23 protein-coding genes and 3 pseudogenes are annotated in these 21,175 nt (G+C 69.6%); 13 read left to right on the top strand and 13 right to left on the bottom strand.

Translation table 11 applies throughout. The features are described 5' to 3' along the window. Positions 1 to 45: 45 nt before the first annotated feature. Positions 46 to 192: a hypothetical protein gene (locus LZG04_RS12110; RefSeq protein WP_308199053.1), complete on the bottom strand. Its 147-nt coding sequence runs from the start codon at positions 190 to 192 to the stop codon at positions 46 to 48. Between the two features lie 53 nt (positions 193 to 245). On the opposite strand from LZG04_RS12110, the gene LZG04_RS12105 reads away from it, so the two are divergent. Both LZG04_RS12105 and LZG04_RS42990 read left to right on the top strand, forming a co-directional pair. Continuing rightward, positions 246 to 608: a hypothetical protein gene (locus tag LZG04_RS12105; protein ID WP_233815920.1), complete on the top strand. Its 363-nt coding sequence runs from the start codon at positions 246 to 248 to the stop codon at positions 606 to 608. Then, a pseudogene (locus LZG04_RS42990) lies at positions 605 to 838 on the top strand (hypothetical protein); the annotation flags it as partial. The gene LZG04_RS12105 and the pseudogene LZG04_RS42990, both read left to right, overlap by 4 nt. Here the strand turns inward: LZG04_RS42990 and LZG04_RS12100 are convergent. The 3 genes from LZG04_RS12100 to LZG04_RS12090 all read right to left on the bottom strand — a co-directional run bounded on the left by LZG04_RS12100 (position 754) and on the right by LZG04_RS12090 (position 3,104). Continuing rightward, complete coding sequence (locus LZG04_RS12100; RefSeq protein WP_233815919.1) at positions 754 to 1,158, bottom strand: hypothetical protein; 405 nt, start codon at positions 1,156 to 1,158, stop codon at positions 754 to 756. The pseudogene LZG04_RS42990 and the gene LZG04_RS12100 overlap by 85 nt on opposite strands. Positions 1,159 to 1,284: 126 nt before the next feature. Further along, the gene (locus tag LZG04_RS12095; protein WP_233815918.1) at positions 1,285 to 2,268 is read right to left on the bottom strand and encodes a sensor histidine kinase; all 984 of its coding nucleotides are present in this window, start codon (positions 2,266 to 2,268) and stop codon (positions 1,285 to 1,287) included. Continuing rightward, positions 2,265 to 3,104, bottom strand: coding sequence for an MEDS domain-containing protein (locus LZG04_RS12090; RefSeq protein WP_233815917.1), 840 nt, complete (start codon positions 3,102 to 3,104; stop codon positions 2,265 to 2,267). The genes LZG04_RS12095 and LZG04_RS12090 overlap by 4 nt, the downstream gene beginning before the upstream one ends. 630 nt (positions 3,105 to 3,734) lie before the next feature. On the opposite strand from LZG04_RS12090, the gene LZG04_RS12085 reads away from it, so the two are divergent. Further along, positions 3,735 to 4,268, top strand: a complete 534-nt coding sequence (locus tag LZG04_RS12085; RefSeq protein WP_233815916.1) for a transposase — start codon at positions 3,735 to 3,737, stop codon at positions 4,266 to 4,268. Between the two features lie 220 nt (positions 4,269 to 4,488). Here LZG04_RS12085 and LZG04_RS12080 read toward each other — a convergent pair whose 3' ends face one another. After that, positions 4,489 to 4,950 (bottom strand): ATP-binding protein, encoded by a 462-nt coding sequence (locus LZG04_RS12080; RefSeq protein WP_233815915.1) that lies wholly within the window; start codon positions 4,948 to 4,950, stop codon positions 4,489 to 4,491. Positions 4,951 to 5,160: 210 nt separating this feature from the next. Between LZG04_RS12080 and LZG04_RS12075 the strand changes: the two genes are divergently transcribed. Both LZG04_RS12075 and LZG04_RS12070 read left to right on the top strand, forming a co-directional pair. Further along, a complete protein-coding gene (locus LZG04_RS12075; protein WP_233815914.1) occupies positions 5,161 to 5,553 on the top strand; it encodes a hypothetical protein in 393 nt (130 codons plus the stop codon). A 1,148-nt stretch (positions 5,554 to 6,701) separates the two neighbouring features. Continuing rightward, positions 6,702 to 7,208, top strand: coding sequence for a hypothetical protein (locus tag LZG04_RS12070; protein ID WP_233815913.1), 507 nt, complete (start codon positions 6,702 to 6,704; stop codon positions 7,206 to 7,208). Between the two features lie 13 nt (positions 7,209 to 7,221). On the opposite strand, the pseudogene LZG04_RS42985 reads toward LZG04_RS12070, so the two are convergent. Continuing rightward, positions 7,222 to 7,425, bottom strand: a pseudogene (locus LZG04_RS42985) (STAS domain-containing protein); the annotation flags it as partial. Between the two features lie 594 nt (positions 7,426 to 8,019). Here LZG04_RS42985 and LZG04_RS12065 point away from each other — a divergent pair. Beyond that, positions 8,020 to 8,658 (top strand): chemotaxis protein CheB, encoded by a 639-nt coding sequence (locus LZG04_RS12065; RefSeq protein WP_233815912.1) that lies wholly within the window; start codon positions 8,020 to 8,022, stop codon positions 8,656 to 8,658. A gap of 862 nt (positions 8,659 to 9,520) precedes the next feature. After that, positions 9,521 to 9,685 carry a hypothetical protein gene (locus LZG04_RS12060; RefSeq protein WP_233816087.1) on the top strand — a complete coding sequence of 55 codons (165 nt, stop codon included), beginning with the start codon at positions 9,521 to 9,523 and terminating at the stop codon, positions 9,683 to 9,685. 42 nt (positions 9,686 to 9,727) lie between these two features. Here LZG04_RS12060 and LZG04_RS42980 read toward each other — a convergent pair whose 3' ends face one another. Together LZG04_RS42980 and LZG04_RS12055 are read right to left on the bottom strand one after the other, a co-directional pair. Next, positions 9,728 to 10,006: an IS3 family transposase gene (locus LZG04_RS42980; RefSeq protein ID WP_374202810.1), complete on the bottom strand. Its 279-nt coding sequence runs from the start codon at positions 10,004 to 10,006 to the stop codon at positions 9,728 to 9,730. 47 nt (positions 10,007 to 10,053) lie between these two features. Continuing rightward, positions 10,054 to 10,356 (bottom strand): transposase, encoded by a 303-nt coding sequence (locus LZG04_RS12055; protein ID WP_233815911.1) that lies wholly within the window; start codon positions 10,354 to 10,356, stop codon positions 10,054 to 10,056. A gap of 111 nt (positions 10,357 to 10,467) precedes the next feature. Between LZG04_RS12055 and LZG04_RS12050 the strand changes: the two genes are divergently transcribed. Further along, positions 10,468 to 10,701: a transposase gene (locus tag LZG04_RS12050; RefSeq protein ID WP_233815910.1), complete on the top strand. Its 234-nt coding sequence runs from the start codon at positions 10,468 to 10,470 to the stop codon at positions 10,699 to 10,701. After that, positions 10,698 to 11,615 (top strand): IS3 family transposase, encoded by a 918-nt coding sequence (locus tag LZG04_RS12045; RefSeq protein WP_233815909.1) that lies wholly within the window; start codon positions 10,698 to 10,700, stop codon positions 11,613 to 11,615. Before LZG04_RS12050 ends, LZG04_RS12045 begins: the two co-directional genes overlap by 4 nt. 257 nt (positions 11,616 to 11,872) lie before the next feature. Here LZG04_RS12045 and LZG04_RS12040 read toward each other — a convergent pair. Further along, positions 11,873 to 13,077 (bottom strand): IS3 family transposase gene (locus LZG04_RS12040; protein WP_233815908.1). Its coding sequence is split into 2 segments (ribosomal slippage): positions 11,873 to 12,789 and positions 12,789 to 13,077, totalling 1,206 coding nucleotides; the frame shifts between segments, so codons are not numbered across the junction. Between the two features lie 49 nt (positions 13,078 to 13,126). Here LZG04_RS12040 and LZG04_RS12035 point away from each other — a divergent pair. From LZG04_RS12035 to LZG04_RS12025, 3 genes and pseudogenes are all read left to right on the top strand, one after another. Next, complete coding sequence (locus LZG04_RS12035; protein ID WP_233815907.1) at positions 13,127 to 13,417, top strand: hypothetical protein; 291 nt, start codon at positions 13,127 to 13,129, stop codon at positions 13,415 to 13,417. A gap of 74 nt (positions 13,418 to 13,491) precedes the next feature. Next, positions 13,492 to 14,914: pseudogene (locus LZG04_RS12030) on the top strand (IS3 family transposase). Between the two features lie 167 nt (positions 14,915 to 15,081). Next, the gene (locus LZG04_RS12025) at positions 15,082 to 16,044 is read left to right on the top strand and encodes a hypothetical protein (protein ID WP_233815906.1); all 963 of its coding nucleotides are present in this window, start codon (positions 15,082 to 15,084) and stop codon (positions 16,042 to 16,044) included. Positions 16,045 to 16,235: 191 nt separating this feature from the next. Here LZG04_RS12025 and LZG04_RS12020 read toward each other — a convergent pair whose 3' ends face one another. From LZG04_RS12020 to LZG04_RS12005, 4 genes are all read right to left on the bottom strand, one after another. Continuing rightward, complete coding sequence (locus tag LZG04_RS12020) at positions 16,236 to 18,128, bottom strand: recombinase family protein (protein WP_233815905.1); 1,893 nt, start codon at positions 18,126 to 18,128, stop codon at positions 16,236 to 16,238. Positions 18,129 to 18,845: 717 nt separating this feature from the next. Further along, positions 18,846 to 18,989: a hypothetical protein gene (locus tag LZG04_RS12015; RefSeq protein ID WP_233815904.1), complete on the bottom strand. Its 144-nt coding sequence runs from the start codon at positions 18,987 to 18,989 to the stop codon at positions 18,846 to 18,848. 85 nt (positions 18,990 to 19,074) lie between these two features. Further along, positions 19,075 to 19,458, bottom strand: a complete 384-nt coding sequence (locus tag LZG04_RS12010) for a hypothetical protein (protein WP_233815903.1) — start codon at positions 19,456 to 19,458, stop codon at positions 19,075 to 19,077. 421 nt (positions 19,459 to 19,879) lie between these two features. Continuing rightward, positions 19,880 to 20,323, bottom strand: coding sequence for an ATP-binding protein (locus LZG04_RS12005; RefSeq protein ID WP_233815902.1), 444 nt, complete (start codon positions 20,321 to 20,323; stop codon positions 19,880 to 19,882). A gap of 108 nt (positions 20,324 to 20,431) precedes the next feature. On the opposite strand from LZG04_RS12005, the gene LZG04_RS12000 reads away from it, so the two are divergent. Then, entirely contained in the window at positions 20,432 to 20,875 is a 444-nt protein-coding gene (locus LZG04_RS12000; RefSeq protein WP_233816081.1) for a response regulator, read from the top strand. The last annotated feature ends 300 nt before the right edge of the window (positions 20,876 to 21,175 follow it).

Genomic DNA, 21,175 nt, shown 5'->3' with positions numbered 1-21,175 from the left:
CGCACCCCTGACATTGTGATCTTCGCGCTCGCACCTGTTCTGCGCTCAACCCTTGCCGAGCAGGGTCAGCAGGAAGTCGCGCACGGTGGAGGAGAGGCGGCCGTCGCGTTCCACCGCTTCGGGGACGGCCGGCGCGGAGCAGAGCACGACCGGTCCGTCCTCGGGCCGGTCGGGCAGCCGACCGTGAGCCAACCGGGCTCCATCGCCCCCAAGCGCACCTACTCGACGGCCGAAGGCTCCTGCGGATGCACGCCTTGGTCGGCGACATCATCCGCGACCGCATCCGGCACGCGCCGCGCCGGCGACGCGTCGTCCGGGCCGTCGTGGCCCTCGCCCCGCCGCGGGACCGCTCGGCGGGCTGGGGCGAACAACGGTGGATCGACGTCGCCGCAGCCACCATCGCCGCCGCGCTGCCGCCCGACAGCGCCGACGCGGAGACCTGGCCTACGTGGGCCTCCCAGCTTCCACACGCGCTCGCCTGCCTCGACCACGCCGACGCGGCCGACCCACGCATGGTGGGCATCGACCTCCTGAACAACGAGGTCGGGCTCTACCCCGACGGCGCGGGCAGTATGCCGAGGCGCAGCAGCTGTTCCGACGCGCGGTGAGCAACGGTGGGCAACTACACGCGGTCCGCGGGCCTGACGCACCCGGAGACCCTGCACGCGATGAACAACCTCGCGGAGCCTTTCCTCGACCACAGCCGCGTCGCGGACGCCATGGTGCCGCACGAGGCCACCTACCGCACGCGCGTCACGTTGCTGGGACCGCACCACCAGACACGCTCGTCTCGGCGAACAACCTCGCCGAGGCGTTGCGCCTCACCGGAAACCTCGACCGCGCCCGCGTGTTGTTCCACGAGGTCCTCACCGGCAGCGAGGACGCCCTGGAGCGGGCGACGTCCTCACGGCGATGTCGGTCCTCCTCTGGTCGGACAGGTGCGCCGTCGTGGTCGGTGGCGAGCAGCTCGGTGAGTTGTTCGACGGCCCAGTCAGGCAAGGTGACGCTGGTGGTGTCGGGTTCTCCCTCGGCGCGTCGCCGGGACTGTTCGTCGAAGATGGCGCGGGTGAGCCAGCCCAGCAGATCGTCGTCGAGAACGTCAGGACTGTGGGCGGCGATGTCGGCGAACCGGTCCGCGTCGCCGAACGTCTCCGACACCGACGCGGGTAGCGCCTCATGCTGTGCCGCGTGGCGGATGGCTTGCCCCGCTGCCACACCCGCACCGGGAACCCGGTCCGGGGTGTCGACCCCCTTGTGCGCAGGGGGAGCCCGGGGAGGGCGTTGTCAGGACGTGGTGTGGAGGTGCGGGGCGGTGTGGTGGGGGTCGCCCGCGGTGAGGCGGACGGTGAAGCCGTGCTTGTCGCGGTGCAGGGCGACGTGGTGGCAGATCTGGTGGGTCAGCCACAGGCCCAGGCCGCCGCTCTCGCGGTCGGGGGCGGGGAGCAGTCCGGCGAAGGGGTCGGTGGGGCCGGCGCCGGTGTCGTGGATGGTGACGACCACGTGGTCGGTGTCCGACCAGACCCGGAACAGGACCGGTGGGCGGCCGTGGCGGGCGGCGTTGGTGACGATCTCGCTGACCGCCAGCACCAGGTTCCCGATCTCCTGCGCCGACAGGCTGGCCCTGTTGGCCTGCACGACCGCCCGGCGGGCGGCGGCGGGCGCGGGATCGGTCAACTCGACCAGGGGCGGCGTGCGCTCGATCGGGTAAGGCGTCATCGGTCGGGGGTCGGCGAGGAAGTCGGGTGGCTCGACGTAGCGCTCGCCGATCAGGTGCGCGCCGTCGGGGGCGGCGACGAAGGGGTGGGTGGCCGCGACGTCGTCGAGGACGTGGCGCGGGGTGGTGCGGGTGTCGTAGGCGCACATGCTGCGCAGCGGGAACTCGTCGTAGGCGTGGTTGACCGCCGACTCGTAGCGGGCCCACCAGTCCCACGACCTGCTCAGCCCGACCGGCGGGATCTCGCCGAGGATGCGGATGCCGCGCGCGCCGTCGGCCACGAACCCGGCCATCATCTCCCGGTAGGACTTGATCGCGGCGGCGGGCCGGGCGTAGAGGTCGTCGGTGACGGTGAAGACCGCCTCGGCGGAGCGGGGCAGCGCCCGGCGGACCAGCTCCGAGCGCTCCGGCGCCAGCGACACCACGGTCGGCTCGCCCGCCTCCAGCCCGCCCAGCAGGAACGGCAGGGCGACCGCCATCAGGTCCTCGTCGGAGGTGTAGTAGGCGGCGGCGTGGTCGTAGCCCCGCCTGCCGGTGTCCGTGTCGGTTCTCATCGCACCTGCTCCACGCGGATACCGGTCACGTCCAACAGCTGCAGGACGTGTGAAAGGTGGGGCAGCGGTGTCCGCAGCACCACGGTGACCCCGCGCCGTTCGGCGTGGTCGGCCAGGGCGAGCAGGCCGCGGTGGTCGACGAAGGCCAGTCCGGTCGCGTCTATCACGATCTCGCCGTCCGCGACCGGCAGGTCGGCACGCTCCAGCGCCACCGACCACAGCGGGCGGGACTCCAGGTCCAGCTCGCCGTCCAACGCGGCGGACGCCCAGTCCGGCGCGTGGGCGTGCAGGTGGAACGGCGTGGCGCCGGTGCTGGACCGGGGGTGCAGGCAGGCGAGCTGCGCGACGGCTCCGTCACCGAGCTCGGTCCGGTCGTAGGCGCACATCGCCGACATGGGGTGCGCGGCCATGTAGCGGTCCACCAGGTGCTCGTAGCGGGCGAAGGCGTCGAGCTGGGCGGGGGTGCGCACCAGCGGGGTGGCGTCGGCGGCCACCCGCAGGCCGGTGAACCCCGCGGCCAGCGCCTGCTCGGTCGCCGCGGCGTAGGCCCGCACCTGCTGCTCGGGGTCGACGACCGCGCCGGAGGAGTAGGTCTCGTCCAGCGAGGCGACCTGCACGGCGCCCCGTCGGGCACCCTCCTCGAACACCCCATCCATCCCCAGCCGGCGGGTGAAGTCGCCGGAGTCGCCGGGAGCCACGTACAGGACGCGTTGCCCCTCGACGAGCCCTCGCGTCAGGAACTCCCGCGCCTCGGCCTCGAACTCGACCTGCCGCTGGTAGCCGTGGCACGAATGGGACCGATCCGGCGTGCTGTCCAGCGACGCGGGCGACTGCATGCCCCCAGGCTACGACATCCGCACCTCACACCGAGCGATCGTCCTGCCGGGGCACCGGCAGGAGGGCCGGCTGGATGGTCCTCGACCACCTCCCGATCGCCCACGGCCAACCCTGCCCGACCGCCAGCCGCACGAGATCACCGGACAGCCCGCCGCAGGCACCCAACGACGACGACCGGCACGTCGCCGCCTCGCACAACCGGTCACGGTCACGTCGGCAGCCACCCGTGCAGACCTCCACGTCCGAGCCCACGACCAGGCGGGCACGACACCGACGCCAAGATCGAACACCCGATCAGCGCTCCCGACCCACTGCCACCCGATCGAGCGGCCAGGGTCCGACTACGGGGTGACGCGGCCAGAACCGCCCACCCAAGTCATGAGCAGCGCGAACGCCTCCTCGAACCGCCGTCCTGCTGACAATCTCGGGCTCTGGCACGCAAAGCTGGAATGCCGGTGACGGCGGGTGAAGGAGGAATCATGGTCATGGTCCGCTCGAGCAGTGGTGATCTTGTTGACGGTTCGCCGGTTGTTCTGCCGCGACGCGACGGCGCAGCAGCGGGCTGCTGGCTTTGTTGGCGAGGTCGGGTTGGCGTTGGCCGGTCGCCCTGTGCCCGGCTGGCTGCGGCGATGACGATCAAGGTGTCGCGCATGAGGTTGTTGCGACTGGTACGCGCCTTACCCGTGCCGCCAGTGGTCGCTCCGCGGGTGCTCGGGGTCGACGACTTCGCACTCCGACGCGGCTCGGTCTACGCCACGATCCTGCTGGACATGGACACGCCCCCGGTCGACGTCCTGCCCGATCGGGCCGCCGAGACCTTCGCCGCGTGGCTGACCGCAAATCCCGGAGTGGAGGTCATCTGCCGGGACCGGGGCGGCAACTACGCCGAGGGCGCTCGTCAAGGCGTTCCGAACTCGATCCAGGTCGCCGACCTGTACCACCTGTGGGCAACCTCGGCCAAGCGGTGGAGAAACCGTGTGGCGCACCGCGCCTGCCTGTGTGAGCCGGACCCCCAACCGACGGAAACGGCCTCGACCGGCGACTGGCCTCCAGGCGACCCTCCCCGCGAGCTGGACCCGACGCTGGACGGGCACGGCGGGAAACGCGCGATCGTGACGCGACGCGGTGACACGTCTGCCCGCAACGCGGTGGGGACCGGCTGACAAGCCCGTGGTCGGCGCGAGGCCGGCCGGCGGTGCGCCGAGGACGGAGCCTGTTGCTGTAGCCGGTGCCAGAACGTGGACGGACTTGTCGGTCGCCATGACCTCGAACGGACGGTGTATCCGGTGCCACCGGCGCTCTGTCGGTTCCGCCCACGACCTTTCCGATTGCCCGCGACCGGTGGATGGCCGTCGGCGGCACGGTACCGCAGCGCCGCCTGCGTCACGGCGGGCCTGCTCGGTCTCGCGGGCCGCAGGGCGTCCATTCGTCGCCGTCGCAGGAGGTCACCGCCCACACCGTTTTGCCCGTGCCGCCGTCCGACCGTGCCTGGGTGCCCCACTGGTGCCGGGTCAGGTTGTCCACCATGACCAGTCCGCGGCCGCGGTGTTCGCCCAGCCGGGAGCGTCCCAGGATCGGTCGGGCCGGTGAGGTGTCCTCGACTTCGATGCGCACCTGGCACGGCACACGACTGCGCCGCAGACGGACCCGGTGAGGATGTGCGTGGTCGTAGGCGTTGGCGACCAGCTCGGTGGCGACCAGGAGAACCGCCTGCAGGTGATCGTCGTCCAAATCGGCCATCGCCGTGACCGCCCACCGGCGCACCTGCACCAGCGGCGGTGTAGGCCGACCGGTCAGGTCCAGCAGGAGGCGGTCGGGATCCGGTTCGGCCTCGGCTCGGTCCACAGGTTGCCCCTCCTACACCGCCGGCGCCCTGTGGTCTCAAGGCGCTGGCTCTGGTGTATCACGGTCGGCCGGACCGGATCACGCGCCTGCGGTGCTCCCGTCGACTGCCGGACCCCTGCGGTGGCTCCTGTCTTGAACAGGCAACGGCATACCGCTGCGGCGGCGCGTCCGCCCGGTGGCGTCACAGTTCGTGACCTATCATCACGGATCGTGAACCGCGGGATGGAATCCGGCGATGGTGACGACCCGATCGCCCAACTGGCCTGTGCGGTGGACGCACTGCCAGCACCCCTTCTGCGCGCCCGGCCCGACGGCGCGGACGGCGGAGTCGACACCGGGTTGGCCGCCTACCTCGCGGCGTTCGGACCGGATCTGCGGCACGAGATCGCCGTACGGGAGCCGGGCACCCCTACGGGGTCGGTGGCCGAGGCGATGACCCGTGTGCGTCGCGCGATCGGCCTGCTCCAGGACCACGACGGCCCGGCCCACGGCTTGGACGCCGCGCGCGCTGAACTCGTCCACGCCCGCCGCGTGCTCACGAACCTGCTCACCGTGCCCGATGACGCCGACACCGACCCACGGGTCGAGTGGTCCTGGACCTGACCCCGTCCGGGCCGCGAACGCGGCTGCGGGGCACCCACTTCACTCGGTGGTGCGCCCGTCCGCCTCATCCGGCCGTCCCGCGCGGGCGGTCCGGTGCGGTGACAAGAGCGCCACCTGGCGGCACCGGCATGACGGCCCCACAATCCCCGCACATCGCGGGCCCGTCTCCCCGCAGTACCGCCGGTCTCCGGGGTTCAGCGGAGACATCAGCCGGAAGCAGCGCGCCCGCACACTGCCCGGCCAGCGTGTCCGCTCGCCACACCGGATCGGGTAGCGCCGGGTTGAGGCGAGGTGGTGGCCGGTGGACCGGCTGGTTATCGGCGGCCGTCGCCGGTCGCAGATCAGGTCTCGCGGCCGGCGCCGGCCCGCGCGTCGACACCGTCGCGACCGTGCCGTCCGGTCTGTCACGGCTGTGAGGCGCGGAGGCCCGGGTCCCGGGTCCCGGGTCCCGGGTCCCGGGTCCCGGGTCCCGGACCAGGCTGACCGACCTCGTCGGACACTGCCGAAACCCTGCCGTGTCCGGCATCGAGAAGGTGGTGCGTGTTTGACCGACCGGCGCGCGGGGTAATCCGGTTTCCGGTCCTCGTTCGGACCGGCGACAGCGCGCCACGCCGCCGTGCCGATACCACGGTGCACCACTGGTACCTGGTGACGCCGTGCTCCCCCGGACCGAGACGACCGCCCCTGACCATCGCCGGAAGGCCCTCGGGAACGGATACGAAAGCCGCGTCCCGAGGTGCGCCGTAGGGTCATGCCCCGGTTCCGTAGACCGGGGCATGACCTGCGCGGTCGGATGACGAACCAGAGAGGACCGGCGCCTCCCCACGCGCTCGCTCCACCAGCGGTGACGTCGCACATCACCCCCGCCGGCCCACGTCCACACGATCACCGCGCCCGCCCCGCGCGGTTTCAGGCTGGATCCGACGCCCCGCCGGTGTCCCGCCGGACTGGCACGACCCGGACAGTGGGTGGCGTGCTTGATTTGATCCTGCGCGACCTGGCAGGAAGGGCTCGGAATGTTCGCCGCAGATTGTGAAATAGGCGCCTGGGGCCTGCACACAGCCATTCTCCGGAGTCTGACGTACTGCCGATGCGACCGCCGCCGCGCCGCCCGAGGACATCACTCTCCGGGACATCCCTGCTTCACCGTGGACCTGCACGCACGGCCGTCGACGCACACGGTCCACGCCTGGACCGCCGCCGTCGTGCCGGGGCCGGCCGGGAACGTGTTGGACAATCTGCTGCTGGTGGTCACCGATCTGGTCGGCAACGCCTACGACCACGGACACCGGTCCCTGCGCCTGCGGCTGTTCCTGCGGGCCGACCGGGTGCGTGTCGAGGTCGACGACACCTGTCCCGCCCCGCCCGTCCTCGGTCGCCCGCGCCCGCCGGGCAACCGCGGACACAGCCTGCCGCTGCTCGACGCGCTACCCCTGACCTGGAGCAACATCGACCACGCCACCAGCAGGACGGTGTGGGCCGACCTCGCCCGCCCCCGGTCCTTGCCTCGACTTCGACCACGTCGGCGGGTCCGACGGGCCGGCGCGTCCAGTACCGGCCGGGTTCAGGGCCGGGCGGTGACAGCGACGGCCGCGGCCCGGTCCAGGGTGGGCAGTACCGCGACCACCTCGTCGACCTCGGCCGCAACGGGTTGACCACCGCTCGGTGGTCGGCGGCCACGGCGAACCCGATGCCGCGCCGCTCGGCGGCTTGCCGCGCATCCAGCAACAGCGTGATGCCCGTCGACCCGAAGAACGTCACCGCGAACAGCTCCAGCACCACCCCCGCCCGAGCCTGCTCGACCTGATCGAGCACCACCGACGTCAGGTCCTCGCGGATGGAGATGTCGACCTCGCCGACCACCCGGACCATCCGCAGCCCCGGCGCGGGACCCGCCTCACGGCGACCGACAAGTACGGGCCGACCTGCTTATGGATTCCCAGGGTGCTCCTCGCAGTCGTCGATCCGGCTCGGGCCCCCGCCTGGCGTGAGCTGCCCACTTCCTCACCGAGGACAATCGGCACCTCGCCGAGTCGGTGGAGCCGATCACCTGCCGGAACCACGACACGTCAGATCTCGATCACCGAAGGTTGCCAGCGGGTCGGATGCCACTGCGAGGCGCCGGCATGCCGCCCACAATCCCTCCACCACGACAGAGGCCCCCGACATACCCCAGCGCGCGGAAGGGGACCAAGCTCTTCACCCGGCGGAATTGCTCTCGCACCGCCAGCCGTCAGCACCAGCCCGACCCCACGGTCCCGCAACGCCCGTCCCCGCGGCGGGTCGGGTCGGCGGTACGCGGGCCGAGCAGTTCAGGGCTGTGGTGACCGCGGCTCGGGCGGGTCTGGCACGGCCGGTGACAGTGTGCACCGAGTTGCGGGGCTCGGCTTCGGCAGGTCCATCCCGAGGGCCGAGCCGCCAGCCGTGACGCGCACAGCGGCGCGGTGGAATCATGGGAACCTGTCGGTGGACGTGATCACGGAGGCGGTGTCGTTGGACGGGAAGTTCCCGATCGTGGTGTTGGCCTGCTCGGCGGGCGGCTTGGACGCGGTCAGCCGGGTGCTGGCGCCGTTGCCCGACGACTTCGCCGCTGCGATCGTGGTCGTGCAGCACATGTCCCCCGACGCACCCGACATGCTGCCGGAGATCCTGGCCAGGCGCACCAGCCTGCCGGTCGCCCCCGCCGTCGACGGCGCCCGCCTGCTCCCCGGACACGTGCTGGTCGCCTCACCCGGCAAGCACCTGCTGGCCACCATCGACGGCACCCTCGCCACCATCCCCGCCGACGGCATACCGCCCTACCGGCCCTCCGCAGACCTGCTGCTGGCCACCCTCGCCGTGACCGCCGGACCACGGGTGACCGCGGTGGTGCTGTCCGGGCGCGGCAACGACGCCGCCACCGGCGCCACCGCCGTGCACCGCTTCGGCGGCGTCGTCCTCGCCGCCGACCCGAGCACCTCGACCGCCCCGGCCATGCCTGCGGCCACCATCGACCGCGACGGCATCACCGACACCGTCGTCGACGTCGACGACATGGCCGACCTGCTGACCACCCTCACGACCTCGGCCGCTCTCCGCTCCCCCGCCGAAGGCGTTCCCGGATGAGGCGTCACCGGCACAGGGCGAACGAGAACCAGCGGGCAGTGCGACCATCCGATCCGCCTTGCACCGCCGACCACGGGCATCGCACGATCATGATCGTGACAACCCGCTCGGACCGGCGATCACTGCGCAAGGGGCACCTGCACGGTGATCACGTCCGACTGGGGTCGCGTGCGGGAGAGGCCGGGGTTGTTGACCAGGCAAATCGGCCCCGCCCGCAGGCTGAACCGGTGAACCCCTCGGTCGCCCCCTCGATTGCGCGTTCGAGCGAGTCGACCGCCTGATTCACGGCCTTCTCCGCCCACGTGAGCCCTTTCCGACTTTCGCCCGTGTCCGGGCGGTCCGCCGTAGAGCATCCTCGAACAGGATCTCCGTGCGCTGCCGGCGGTCGCGCACGGCATCGCAGCCGTCTCTCGCGGCGGATACCACCAGGGCGTCAGGAGAGGTGCCTTTTTCCGGACCGGCAGTGTCAGGTGTCCGCGACATCGCCCCACCTCCGAGCGCATTCGGGTGCCCAACCGGCAGCAGGCCGATCGAATCGGATCACGACCGTCGAGTGGGTGACAGCGCAACCCCGCGGTCCCGACGAACTCGTGACGCGCGTGAATCGGGGTGCGTCTTGACCACGGGCCATTGCACGGTCCTCAGCTCGATCCGCACAGCAGAACTGGACGGTGTGATCGCCCGCACCGATCATCGGCCAGGCCATGGCCGCACCGGGAATCGGACGCACGGTGGGCTGCGAGCAGCCCCGACGCGGTCAGGACCGCTTCGCCAACTCGGCAGAACTCCCGTCTGCAGTCCTGTGATCCCTCCGTGGTTCCCGGCTCTGGTCCGGCACCGCAACCGGCAGCACACCCTGACCATGGCCGCCACCGGGGCGTCGGCGTTCCAGGACGTCGTGGTAGACCTGCTGGAGGTCGGTGGCGACGCGCGTGGACGTGTGCCGCTGTTCGATCCGGTCGATCGCGGCGGCGGAGAACGCGGCCAGGTTCGTGCGATCGTGGTTGCCGGTCGACTTCCCGGATGACGAGTCCATGCGGATCTCGCACGAGGCGATCCACCAGGCCCTCTACGCCCAGGGCTCGGTGAACATCCGGCCGCATCGGTCCCGGTTCCGCCGAGCTGGTCGGGCACCGGCCGTCCGCCGACGAAGACGACTTATCCCGATAGTGTTGTGCCCGACGGTGATCCCGCGGCCGAGGGTGAGCTCGGCGTGCACCCGCGGGGCGCCGTAGACCTGGGACGACTCGGCATGGATCTCACGGATCAGGTCGACGAGCCAGGCCTGGCGGATCGCCCGCGGCGAGGGGGCGCGGCCTCGCCAGTCGTTGAAGCCGGACTCGGACACTCCGAGCGCGCGGCAGGCGAACTGGACCGACCGGCCCTCGGAGGCGATCACCGTGACCGCCTCGTACCGTCTTGTGGGGTGCTGCCCTCCTTGAACAGTTCGGCGGCGCGACGGTGGACGGCGACCTCGGCCTCGAGTTCGGCGATCCGACGACGCGCCGCGACCAGCTCGGCGTTGTCGGCGCTGGTGGTACCGGGTAGTTGAACTGAGTCGATGCGCTCCTGGCGGTGCCAGAAGTAGATCGTCTGGTCGCTGATGTCGAGGTCCGCCGCGAACTGGGTGACGCGGCTGCCGAACGCGACTAGGTCGAGCACCTTGCGTCGGAACTCGGGTGGGTACCGCTTGGGCATCGTGGGCTGTCCTCCGGGCTACTGAGATGTGTGATCATCCAATAACCCGACTCCGTACAACCAGGTGAGGATCAAAGCCTCCGCGCTACCGGGGGAACCTCACCCAAGCCGGTGATCCGGCGCCTGGCCGAGCAGCTGGGCGTGCATCACGAGGCGTTGCGGAACTGGATCCGGCAGGACGAGGCCGACCGCGGCGAACGTGGCGACCGACCCACCGCCGGTGAGTCGGAGGAGCTGCGCCAGCTCCGCAAGGAGAACGCGGAACTCAAGCGCGCCAACGATATCCTCAAGACCGCGTCCGCTTTTTTCGCGGCGGAACTCGACCCGACCCGGCGACGGTCGTGAAGCTCGTCGAGCAGCTTCGCGGCCGCTTCGGGGTCGAGTTCGTCCTCCGGGTCCTGGGCGTCGCCTCCTCCACCTACCACGGCTGGATGGCCCGCCAGGCCGACCCGTCGGGCCGCGAGCGCGAGGACCGGTCGATCACCGCCGAGATCGTCGACATCCACGCCGCCTCGGGCGGCACCTACGGCAGCCCGCGGGTGCACCAGGTCCTGCGGCGTCGGGGTATCCGCGTGTCGCGCAAGCGGGTCGAGCGGCTGATGCGCCAGGCCGGCCTGCAGGGCGCGTTCCTGCGTAAACAGTGGCGTGCCCCGTCGACCAGGCGGGATCCGCGGGCCGCGCCGGCGCCGGATCGGGTGAACCGGGACTTCACCGCGACCGCGCCGGACCGGTTGTGGGTGGCCGACGCCACCCGGATCCGCACCGGCGAGGGCGCCTTCTGGCTCGCGGCCGTGCGCGACGCGTTCTCCAACCGGATCGTGGGCTGGAAGACCAGCGACCGCTGCGACACCGACCTCGTGCTCGGCGCCCTGGAGTACGCGATCTGGTCTCGCGACGTGCGCGACGGACAGTTGATCCACCACAGCGACCGCGGGTCGACCTACACGGCCTTCCGGTTCGCGGAACGGTTGGCGGACAACGGGATCCTGCCGTCGATGGGTTCGGTCGGCGATTCCTACGATAATGCTCTGATGGAGAACTTCTTCTCCACGTTGAAGATCGAGTTGGTCTACCGCCGGTCCTGGCGCACCCGTGACGAGGCCGAGAACGAGCTGTTCCGTTATATCGACGGGTTCTACAACACCGAACGCATCCAAAAGGACCTCGGCTGGCTCAGCCCCGACGAGTACGAAGCCGCCTGGCACGCCGCCCAGGCCGAACCGACTACCATCCCGCCATCACCCACCCGATCCAGGTAACAACCGCCTCGGGTTACCGGGGGAAGCTCAACGGACTACTCGCCGCACATCGCCGACACCATGATCACACTGATCGGCCAGATCGCCTCCAAGTTCGACACAACACCAGCAGAGACGACATGGCCCGACATCAACCTGGACAAGACGCCCGAAACACGCGCCGCCGCGATCGGCATCTGGACCGAACTCCTGGCGACGCTGGTAGCGGCAGAGGAGCCAAGGGCGATGGGACTTCACCCCGGATGTTGGACACGGGGTTATGCGGCGTGGGCCAGCGTAGCCGGTGTCGGTAGCAGGCTGTTCTCGTAGTCGATCGGGGACATCTGGCCGAGGTAGGAGTGGCGGCGTCGGGTGTTGTAGCGGTGTGCCCAGCCGAACACCGCCAGACGTGCTTCTCTTGCGCTGCCCCAACTCTGAGCGCCTTGGAGGGTTTCGCGTTTGAAGGAGGCGTTGAGGCTTTCGGCGGCGGCGTTGTCCGCGGAGCTGCCGACCGCGCCCATGGACCGGGTCACTCCGGCGGCGCGGCAGGCGTCGGCGAAGGATTTGGCTCCGTATTGGGCTCCGTGGTCGCTGTGGAAGATCGCCCCGGCCAGGCTGCCCCGTGTCCGCTCGGCCGCGTGCAGGGCGTCGAGGACGAGTTCGGTGCGCATGTGGTCGGCCACGGCCCAGCCGACCAGGCGACGTGAGCACAGGTCCATCACGGTCGCGAGGTAGAGGAACGTGTGGTCGGCGATGGGCAGATAGGTGATGTCGCCGACGTAGCGGGTGTTCGGTGTCTCGGCGGTGAAGTCGCGTCCGAGCAGGTCAGGCACCTTGACCGCCGTCGGGTCGGCGACGGTGGTGCGGTGCCGGCGGCGCAGCCGCAGCCCGGCCAGGCCCACCTGGCGCATGACCCGGGCGACGCGCTTGTGGTTGACGCGGTGTCCGGTGTCGTGCAGTTCGGCGGTGATGCGCGGGACGCCGTAGGTGCCGGCCGACTCGCGGTGGATGACCCGGATACGGGCGGCCAGGCGGGCGTCGTCCGCGACGCGGGCCGCCCGGTCCGACGCGGTGACCTTCCAGTGGTAATAGCTGGACCGGGCGATCCCGATGACCTGGCACAACCGCTTCACGCCATGGTGGCGCTGATGATCGGCGACGAACTGGAAGCGGTTCACCAGCGCGTCTCGCCCGCGAAATACCTGGCCGCCTTGCGCAGGATGTCGCGCTCTTCCTCCAGCTCGCGGACCCGCCTGCGCAGTGCGGCGTTCTCGTTCTCCGGCGAGGGCGGGGCCGCACCGGTCGCGGAGGTGGTGACCTGCGGTCCGGTGCGCTGCGCGTCGTCGAGCCGGATCCAGTTGCGCAGCGTCTCGTGGTTGACCCCGAGGTCCTGAGCCACCGACTTGATCGTCGCGCCGGGGCGGGACCGGTAGAGCGCGACCGCCTCGGCCCGGAACTCCGGCGGGTAGTGCTTCATCACCATCTGAACGGGACTCCTGTCCACCCGGATCGTCAGGATCCAAGTGTGTCTGGTGTCCAACACCCAGGGTCAAGTCCCGATCACCATCGCCGCCGACACCCTCACCCACGCCGGTGCAGGCACCGCCCAACGCAGCCTAGCGGTACAAGCAGGCTGCATCCTTCTGCGTCACGACCCGGCCCGGTTCTGGCGCCTCACCGTCACCGTGGCCCGCACGGACGAAGACTTCGGACGCGAACTCGCGCTGGTCTGCTCCTCCAGACACATCCGGGAAGTCATCCTCGGCCGCCTCCCTGCGTGTCAGGGTGAGTTGAGTCCAGTGGTTCACAGCAACCCGGCCTGAGCAGGGCGAGATTCGGATCGATTGACATGACCCGCAAGGCCAGGTCCTCGGTGGTCGAGGACGATGATGGGCGGATGGATTCCCAGCAGCCGCGTGGTGACGGGCCGAGGCGGCGGCGCGCGTTCACCGCGTCGGAGAAGCTCGCGCATCTGAGCGCCTACGAGGCGGCGTGCGAGCACGGCGACGGCGGCGGGTATCTACGGCGAGAGGGTTTGTACTCGTCGTTGATCAGCGAGTGGCGCAAGCAGCGGGATGCCGGTGTGCTGGCAGGCAAAGCGCCGGGTGAGAAGGTCGGCAGGCTGTCCGCGGAGCAGGCGGAGATCGCCGGCTCACACGGGAGAACGCCCGTCTGAGCAAGCGGCTGGACACCACCGAGGCCGCGCTCGACATCATGGGAAAAGCGCACGCTCTCTTGGAAAGTCTGTCCGAGAGAGCGGATTCCGACGAGAAGCGCAAGAAGCGCTGACCAAGGCCTACGCGTCGATGACCGCCGACGGGGTGTCAACGAGGCAGGCCGCGGTGCTGACCGGGCTGGTGCGATCGACGGCGATCCGTCACGGCAAGGTCGCCACCACACCCACGCCGCCGGTGTCGCCGCAGCCGCCTCTTGAGCCGCTCAACAAGCTAACGGCGCTGGAACGGCTGCGGGTTCTCGAGGTGCTCACCAGTCCGCGGTTCGTGGACCTGGCGCCGCTGCAAATCTACGCGCAGCTGCTCGATGAGGGCGTCTACCTGTGCTCGGTGTCCACGATGTATCGGGTGCTGGCGGACAACAAGCAGGTCAGGGAACGCCGCCGGCTCGCCCGCCATCCGGCCAGGGTGTGCCCGGAATTGGTCGCGACCGCGCCCCGGCAGGTCTACAGCTGGGACATCACCAAGCTCGCGGGCCCGGTGAAGGGCACCTACTTCGACGCTTACGTGATGATCGACATCTACTCCCGGTACATCGTCGGCGTCCATGTCCACGCACACGAATCCGGTGTCCTGGCCAAGGAGCTGATGGAACGGATCTTCTCCGTCCACGGAGTTCCGCGGGTCGTGCATGCCGACCGGGGCACGTCGATGACCAGCAAGACCGTCGCGGCCCTGCTCGCCGACCTCGACGTCACCCGGTCACACTCCAGGCCCGGGGTGTCCAACGACAACCCGTACTCCGAAGCACTGTTCAAGACTTTGAAGTACGGCCCGGAGTTCCCGCAACGCTTCGGATCGCTCACCGAGTCCAGGAAATTCATGGACGAGTTCACCCACTGGTACAACCACGAGCACCGCCACACCGGAATCGGCCTGCACACACCCGCCGACGTCCACTTCGGACTGGCAACCGCCACAGCGGCCGGCAGGCGCACCGTCCTCGCCAAGGCACGCGCCCGCCACCCACACCGATTCGGCGGCATCACCACAACACCGAAGATCCTCAACCTACCCGACACCGTCTGGATCAACCGACCAGCCGACGACGACACCGACCAGCACATCGACACAGAAGCCGCCTAACACCCACTGGTCTCATTCACCTTGACAAATTCCGCCTCGACGAGGAACAACTCGCCGACAACCACCGTTGGCTCACCACCCTGTTCCCGCCCTCCACCGACACCGAACGCCACGAACCGGGCCGGATCACCCCCCGCGATGAGATCCGCTCCTGGCGCATGGAGTGCGTGCGCACCCTCGGTCAGCGGGCCACAAGCGCCTCCGTCGACCAACTACGCCACCTCGCCCAAGAACACGCCGACGACCTCGAAGTCACCAGCGCCCTCATCAACGCCCGACGCCGCGTCCAAGCCACCCGATGGACTGACAACACCTCCGTCGACAACATCACCGAGATACTCAACGACCCCAGCCGCAGACTGGTCCGCTCCAACACCGAACTGGCCAAGCTCCTGCTCGACACACTCGCCGACATCGCCCAGGAGCTACCAGACCACAGCGAACTGCTGTGGAATCACGGCCCGACCCGCACACGCAAGAACCGCGGCACCACACCAGAAACCTGGGCGCCCAAGTTCGAAGCCGCCCTATCCGCCTACCTCGCCCACGAACTCAAGACCCGACTTCACGGCCGCGGGATAGTCATCAACCGCGAAGTTCTGATCCACCCACGCAACGCCTACGGGGCTGGCGACCGCACCGACATCCTGGTGCAAACTACAGCGCCCTCGGGCGCGCTCCAGACAGGCGGACAATTCGCCGTCGTGGTCGAAGTCAAACCAACCTGGAACACCGATCTCACCACGTCGCAGGAGACGCAACTCGTCCGCCGTTATCTACCGGAGGCGAACACCGACGCAGGGATTTACCTCGTCGGCCAGTACGCGCTGGACCAGTGGACCGCACAGGATTACCGAAAAGCCGACGCGAGAAGAACCCCGTCGAACATCATGGAGATGTTGCAGGACCAGTCGCAGCGACTCAACGATGAGCTGCGTGTCCATGCGACGCCTTTCCTTCTCAAGATCACCCGTCCGCAAGCAGTGAAAGTGTCCAACCACCCGCCGGGGCCAGCGACTCCGACAGCCGCACCTCCCGTCGAAAACACGAACCCTCAAGCGAACCCAGGCGAAGCGACCGCTTCCGGCCCAACAGATGTGCAGGCGCCAGCCCGACCGACGTCACCATGAGCGACCGATACGAGGATCGCAGGTTTCGCTGAGCGAAAACAGGAGTGGGAAATTTCCCACGCATGCGGTAGAGTCTTCTTAGCTGGTAGGCTGCGTTCATGCGCCCCCATCTCTCGAAGGTGGTGGGAGATTTCCCACCGGAGAGTGGACGAGCATCGGACACATAATTTGCCCCACGAGGTAATTCCAGGTCAGCTGGAAGCTTCGTGGGGCTTTGTGCTTCCCGACGTCGCTTCAAGCCTACCTGTTGGTCGTTGCTCGTGGAGTGTCTGCCGGCATGCGGGCACGAGCAGTGGGCGGCGTCCAGCTCGTCGTGCCAAGACCTGTCGATGGCGGTCATGGCGGAGTTCGCTCGGCGGTAGGTGTTCGGCTCGCCTGGCTCGAGATGTGTCCCGCGAACGGGTGGTGCCGAGGGCGATGTGGAACCCCTCCTGCCGATGCTGCCGCTGTGGCACTGCAGGACGCTTCGGGCGGGTCGGTGGCCGGAGAGGTTGTCGCGTGGGGCGGGTTCCGTGAGCCGTTGCATCGACTTGACCTGCGGTTGCGTCGGGCTGATCCGCCTCCGACGCCGTCACGTAGCTCAAGGCCAGCAGGAGCTGTCCGCCTGCCTTTCCACGATCTTCATTCCCGGGCATGTCGTGGACAGGCTGCGGTGCGAGGCGTCTGCGTGGTGCGCGCGCTCGCCCGGCGGTACCGCGGTCGAGGAGTGCGACGCCGGTGGCGTCACAGCGGAAGACGAGTCCGAGTTCGTCGACGAGCCGTGCGGTCTGGTCGTGGTCGGGGTTGTCGGCGATGCCCTCAGTGCTGAGATGTGTGGCGATGTGGGCCAGCAACTGGTCCTCGCGCAAGTAGAGATTGCGCAGTGCGCCCTCCGGTCGGGTGCGGGCGCTGGTGTGGCCGTGGCGGCAGCGGTAGGCGGCACGGCCGTGGCAGCGGTGGGAGTCCATCTTCCGCCCGCACAACCCGCACTGGAGTCGGCCCGCCAACAGGTAGACGTACTCGCCGCCATCGGCGTCGGCTCGGCGGGTGCTTTGTCGGGTGGCCTGGACGGTCTGGGCTGTGATGAAGTCGTGTTCGGACACCAGCGGCGTGTGGGCGATGCGGGTCGAGATCGCCCAGGCGTGCTGCTCGTTGCGGACACTAATCCGGCGCCCGCTCGGCGAGCGGGTGGCGCGGTCGGCGCTGGTGCGGTTCCACACCTGGTGGCCGGTGTAACGAGGATTGCCCAGGATCTCCACCACCGTGCGCAGCGACCAGCCGGGATCTACCCGACGTCCGTCGCGTTCCGGGTCCGTGCTCGTAGGGCTGGGCACGGCCTGCTCGTTGAGGTGGCGGGCGATGCCCGCGGCGCTGTGCCCGGCCAAGCGTAAGAAGAAGATCAGTTTCACCACGGGCGCCGTGGCCGGATTCGGCACGAGCCGCTGCTGCCGCACACCACGCCGCGCCAACGCCCGGTTCGGATGGGGCCCGGCGTCCACGAGCCGGTAGCCGTAGGGCGGCCTGCCGCCGAGATAGCGCCCCTGCTCGACGGTCTGCATGCGCATGGCAGTGACGACCCGATGCCGGGACCGCAGCACCTCCGTCTGCGAGCGCGCCGCGAGCAGCGACAGCAACGCCTCGTGCGCGGGATTGTCGAAGTCCACCGGCCCCTCGGCCTCCGGCAGCCACAACTGCACCCCGTACCGCTCCAACACCGCCCGCAGCTCCCGCACCTGGACGCCGTCGAGGAACGCGCGCTCGTACTCGCCCACCACCACCGCGTCGACCCGATCCGCGTTGGCCGCGATGTAGCGCAGCATCGCCCCTGCCCGAGGCCGCAGATGCCACGGCACCTGACGGGAACACCCGACCTCGAAGTACTCCCCCGTGATCCTGCCGTGCCCGCCGGTGAGCCTGCGGGAGACATCCAGCTGCCATGCCCGCGAGGTGCGCGGGTCCTGGTGTTCGCGGGTGGAAGCGCGACCATAGAACAAGAACCGCAGACTCCCGGCTGGAGCCGCGTCAAACGTCGGGATGCCCGGTGGGATGGTGGCGGCGATCCACTCGGCGAGCGTGGTCGGGCGCGGCGGGGCGGACATCGTCATGGCGCGGTCCTTGACTTGGACGGGGAGTTGGATGCCGAGGTGACGAGGCATCCACGCCGCTATGACGAGGGAGTCCGGAGATACGCCCGGATGGACCAGTGCTGCGGTCCCAGGGGTGTTGACCTGGGAACCGGTCCGATGAGCTGGTCGGCAAGCCGGTGCCCAACCGTTTTGATCGGGAGGTGCTTATGGATCGTCGAGGGACACCGATCGGATCCACGCGCCGGCGCACCCCACGGCGCCGGTCAGCCAAAGCGCCATCAGCGCGCCAGTCTGAGCCGACTCACAACGACGGCGGGTGGGAGCAACCGGCGTCGAAGCAGTACCGGCACCAAATTAGTCCTCGTCCTCCTCGGTGTCCGGGTCGTCGTCGGTGTCCTCCTCAGGCATGAGCGCGGCACGGATTCCCTCTCCCACATCGTCCAGCTGCTCGACGGGACGGTGAACTCGCCCTCGTAGACGCAGTGGTGTCCTCGCGCGGTGATCCGCCAGGTGCCGCGCAGCTCGGTGTTGTCGGACGTTTGGACGACCAGGGCAGATTCGTCGGGGCCGGTGTCGTGCATGCTTCGGGGGCGCAGCGCGTCCAGCGTCACGGTGAGCGTCGTCGAACCCGTCGTTGCGGTACAGCACCCCGATGCCCTTGGCAGCCGGTCGGAACACGTCGCCGCCCAGGAGGCCGGGGAACACCACCGAGGAGGACAGCAGCGTGTTGGTACCTCACTGGACGGGAAGGGCCAGCAGCGGTGAGGTAAGGTCGACCCGATCGGACTCGACCGAGTCGACGGCGGTGACCGCGCCCTCGATGTGGACCTCAACCTGCACGTTCTCCAGGAATGCGTCACTGCTGTTGCGGATGCGCAACACAGTGCCGTGTCCGGCATAGCCCGCGAGGTAGTCCAGGAAGGCCGGCCAAGCTTGCCGTACCCTCTGCTCCCAGGAGTCGACCTCAACCAGGAAACCGCTCGGGACTGCGGCGTTCGGTGAATGCGAACGGGGCGAGTTGATTGCTCCACCCGGCGGCGCGAGCACGGAGCCTGGCGCGGGCCGATGCCTCGCCGAGCCGCTCGCGATACGCCTGGAGGTATTCCTCCAGCACCTCCTCGTAGCCGTGTGGGAGCCGCACCGCGCGGCCGACGACGGCCACGTCCAGCTCTGCGGTGACGGTGTGCTGTCGGCTCCGGTCGACCATCGCGCGGATCTCCGCCTCCTTGGCCAGTCGGGTCTCCCCGTCTGCCCGGACGAAGATCGCCCCGTCGGTCACCTTCTCGGGCCCGTCGCTCAGGCACGTCCACAGACTGTCGGTCGTCGGATCGACGACGATGACGATCACGTCCCTGCCCTCATCTGCGGGGATGCGCTCGAAGTCCCACCGGGGGGCCGGGCGTGCCGGTGTAGCGGGCGACGAACCGGGCCAGTTCCATGGCCTCGAACGGCGCGATGCAGGTGACCGCGCCGGGAGCGGCCCCGAGGACCATCAGGGCGCGCCCCTGGAAGTAGCGGGCCGCGGTGTCCGGGCGGCAGCACCGAAAAGTCCATGCTCACCCACCTCGAACCCAGTGTCGACGGCATCGGAATCTACCGACCACCACCGACAACCCGCCCACCATCGGCAGACTGCCGATGGTGGGCGCTCACGCCCGGAGGCTGTGTGAGCGGCTCAACAGGTGCAGCCGACGGCGGTCGACATGTACTGGGTGCGGCGTTCGAGGAGCGACCCGCACTCCCTCCGGCCTTCGCCGGATCGGCGCCGCTCACACCTGGTCGTCGGCCGGTGGCGCGGTATCCGTCAGGTGCGCCCACACCGTCTTGCCCGCCGGGCCTGGTGTGCTGCCCCAGGCGACCGCCAGTTCCTCGATCAGCAGCAGTCCACGGCCGCGGGTACCGGACGGGCACCACCCGCGCGGTGTGGGCGGGACCATCGAGCCGTCCTCGACCGCGACGTGCACGTACCCGTCGGTGAGGAGCACGTGCAGTCGCACCGGCGCCGCGGTGTGGTCGTAGGCGTTGGCGACCAGTTCGTTGACCACCATGACCACGTCGTCGAGCACATCGGCGTCCAACCGCGAGAGCATCGCGGCCGTCCAACGGCGCACCTCGACCAGCGGCGGACGCCCGGACAACTCCAGCAACGAGGTGCCGGGAGCGCGGGCCCACAGGTGCGACGTATGGTGCGTAGGCGGTGGAGTGGTGCTCACCCGGACCATCATGGCGGCAACCGGGCCTGAACGACATTCAGGTTCGGTCGACGGCACCGTGCCGACAGCTCCGGGCTCGGCGGTTAGGGTCATCGCGTGAGCAACGCGATGGGTTCCTCGGGGTTCGACCACGAAGCGGTGCTGGACGTGCTGCTGGTGGAGGACGACCCGGGCGATGCGCTCGTGGTCGCCGAAGCCCTGGCCGACAGCCCGGTGCGGCTGCACACGGTGCGCGACGGCGACGAGGCGCTGGCGTTCCTGCTGCGCGTCGGCGACCACGGCGACGCCCCCAGACCGGGACTGGTCCTGCTCGACCTCAACCTGCCCCGCCTCGACGGCCGCGAGGTACTGGCCCGGGTCAAGGCCGACGAGGCGTTGCGGTCCATCCCGGTGGTGGTGCTGACCTCCTCGCAGACCGAGACCGACGTGACGGCCAGCTACAGCGCCCACGCCAACGCCTATCTCGCCAAGCCGCTGGACGTCGAGGACTTCGCCGCCGTCCTACGGCAGGTCACCGGGTTCTTCGGCAGCGTGGTCCGTCTGCCAGGCTGACCGCGCGGACCCGATCAAGCGACAGGGACACACAAGGCGACCGACACCGACATGGGTGACAAACAGCGGGTCACGACCACATGCGTCCTCGTGGTGATCAGGGCACCGTCGAAGGGACCACTCCGATGAGCGCCACCACCGCAAGGCCCGGCACCGGAGTGCGTCGTCGTGCCGTCGAGATCGCCGGGGACCGGTGGCGGCGAAGTGGTGCTGAGGGTGACCCGGCGGGTGCCCTACCCGATGGTGGGCGAACTGCTGGAGGCTTCTTTCGGGTACCGGACACCGACGCGCCCTCCACGT

Source organism: Saccharothrix sp. S26 (assembly GCF_021390395.1).
GTDB lineage: Bacteria > Actinomycetota > Actinomycetes > Mycobacteriales > Pseudonocardiaceae > Actinosynnema.
This window is presented reverse-complemented; position numbering and strand designations above follow the sequence as displayed.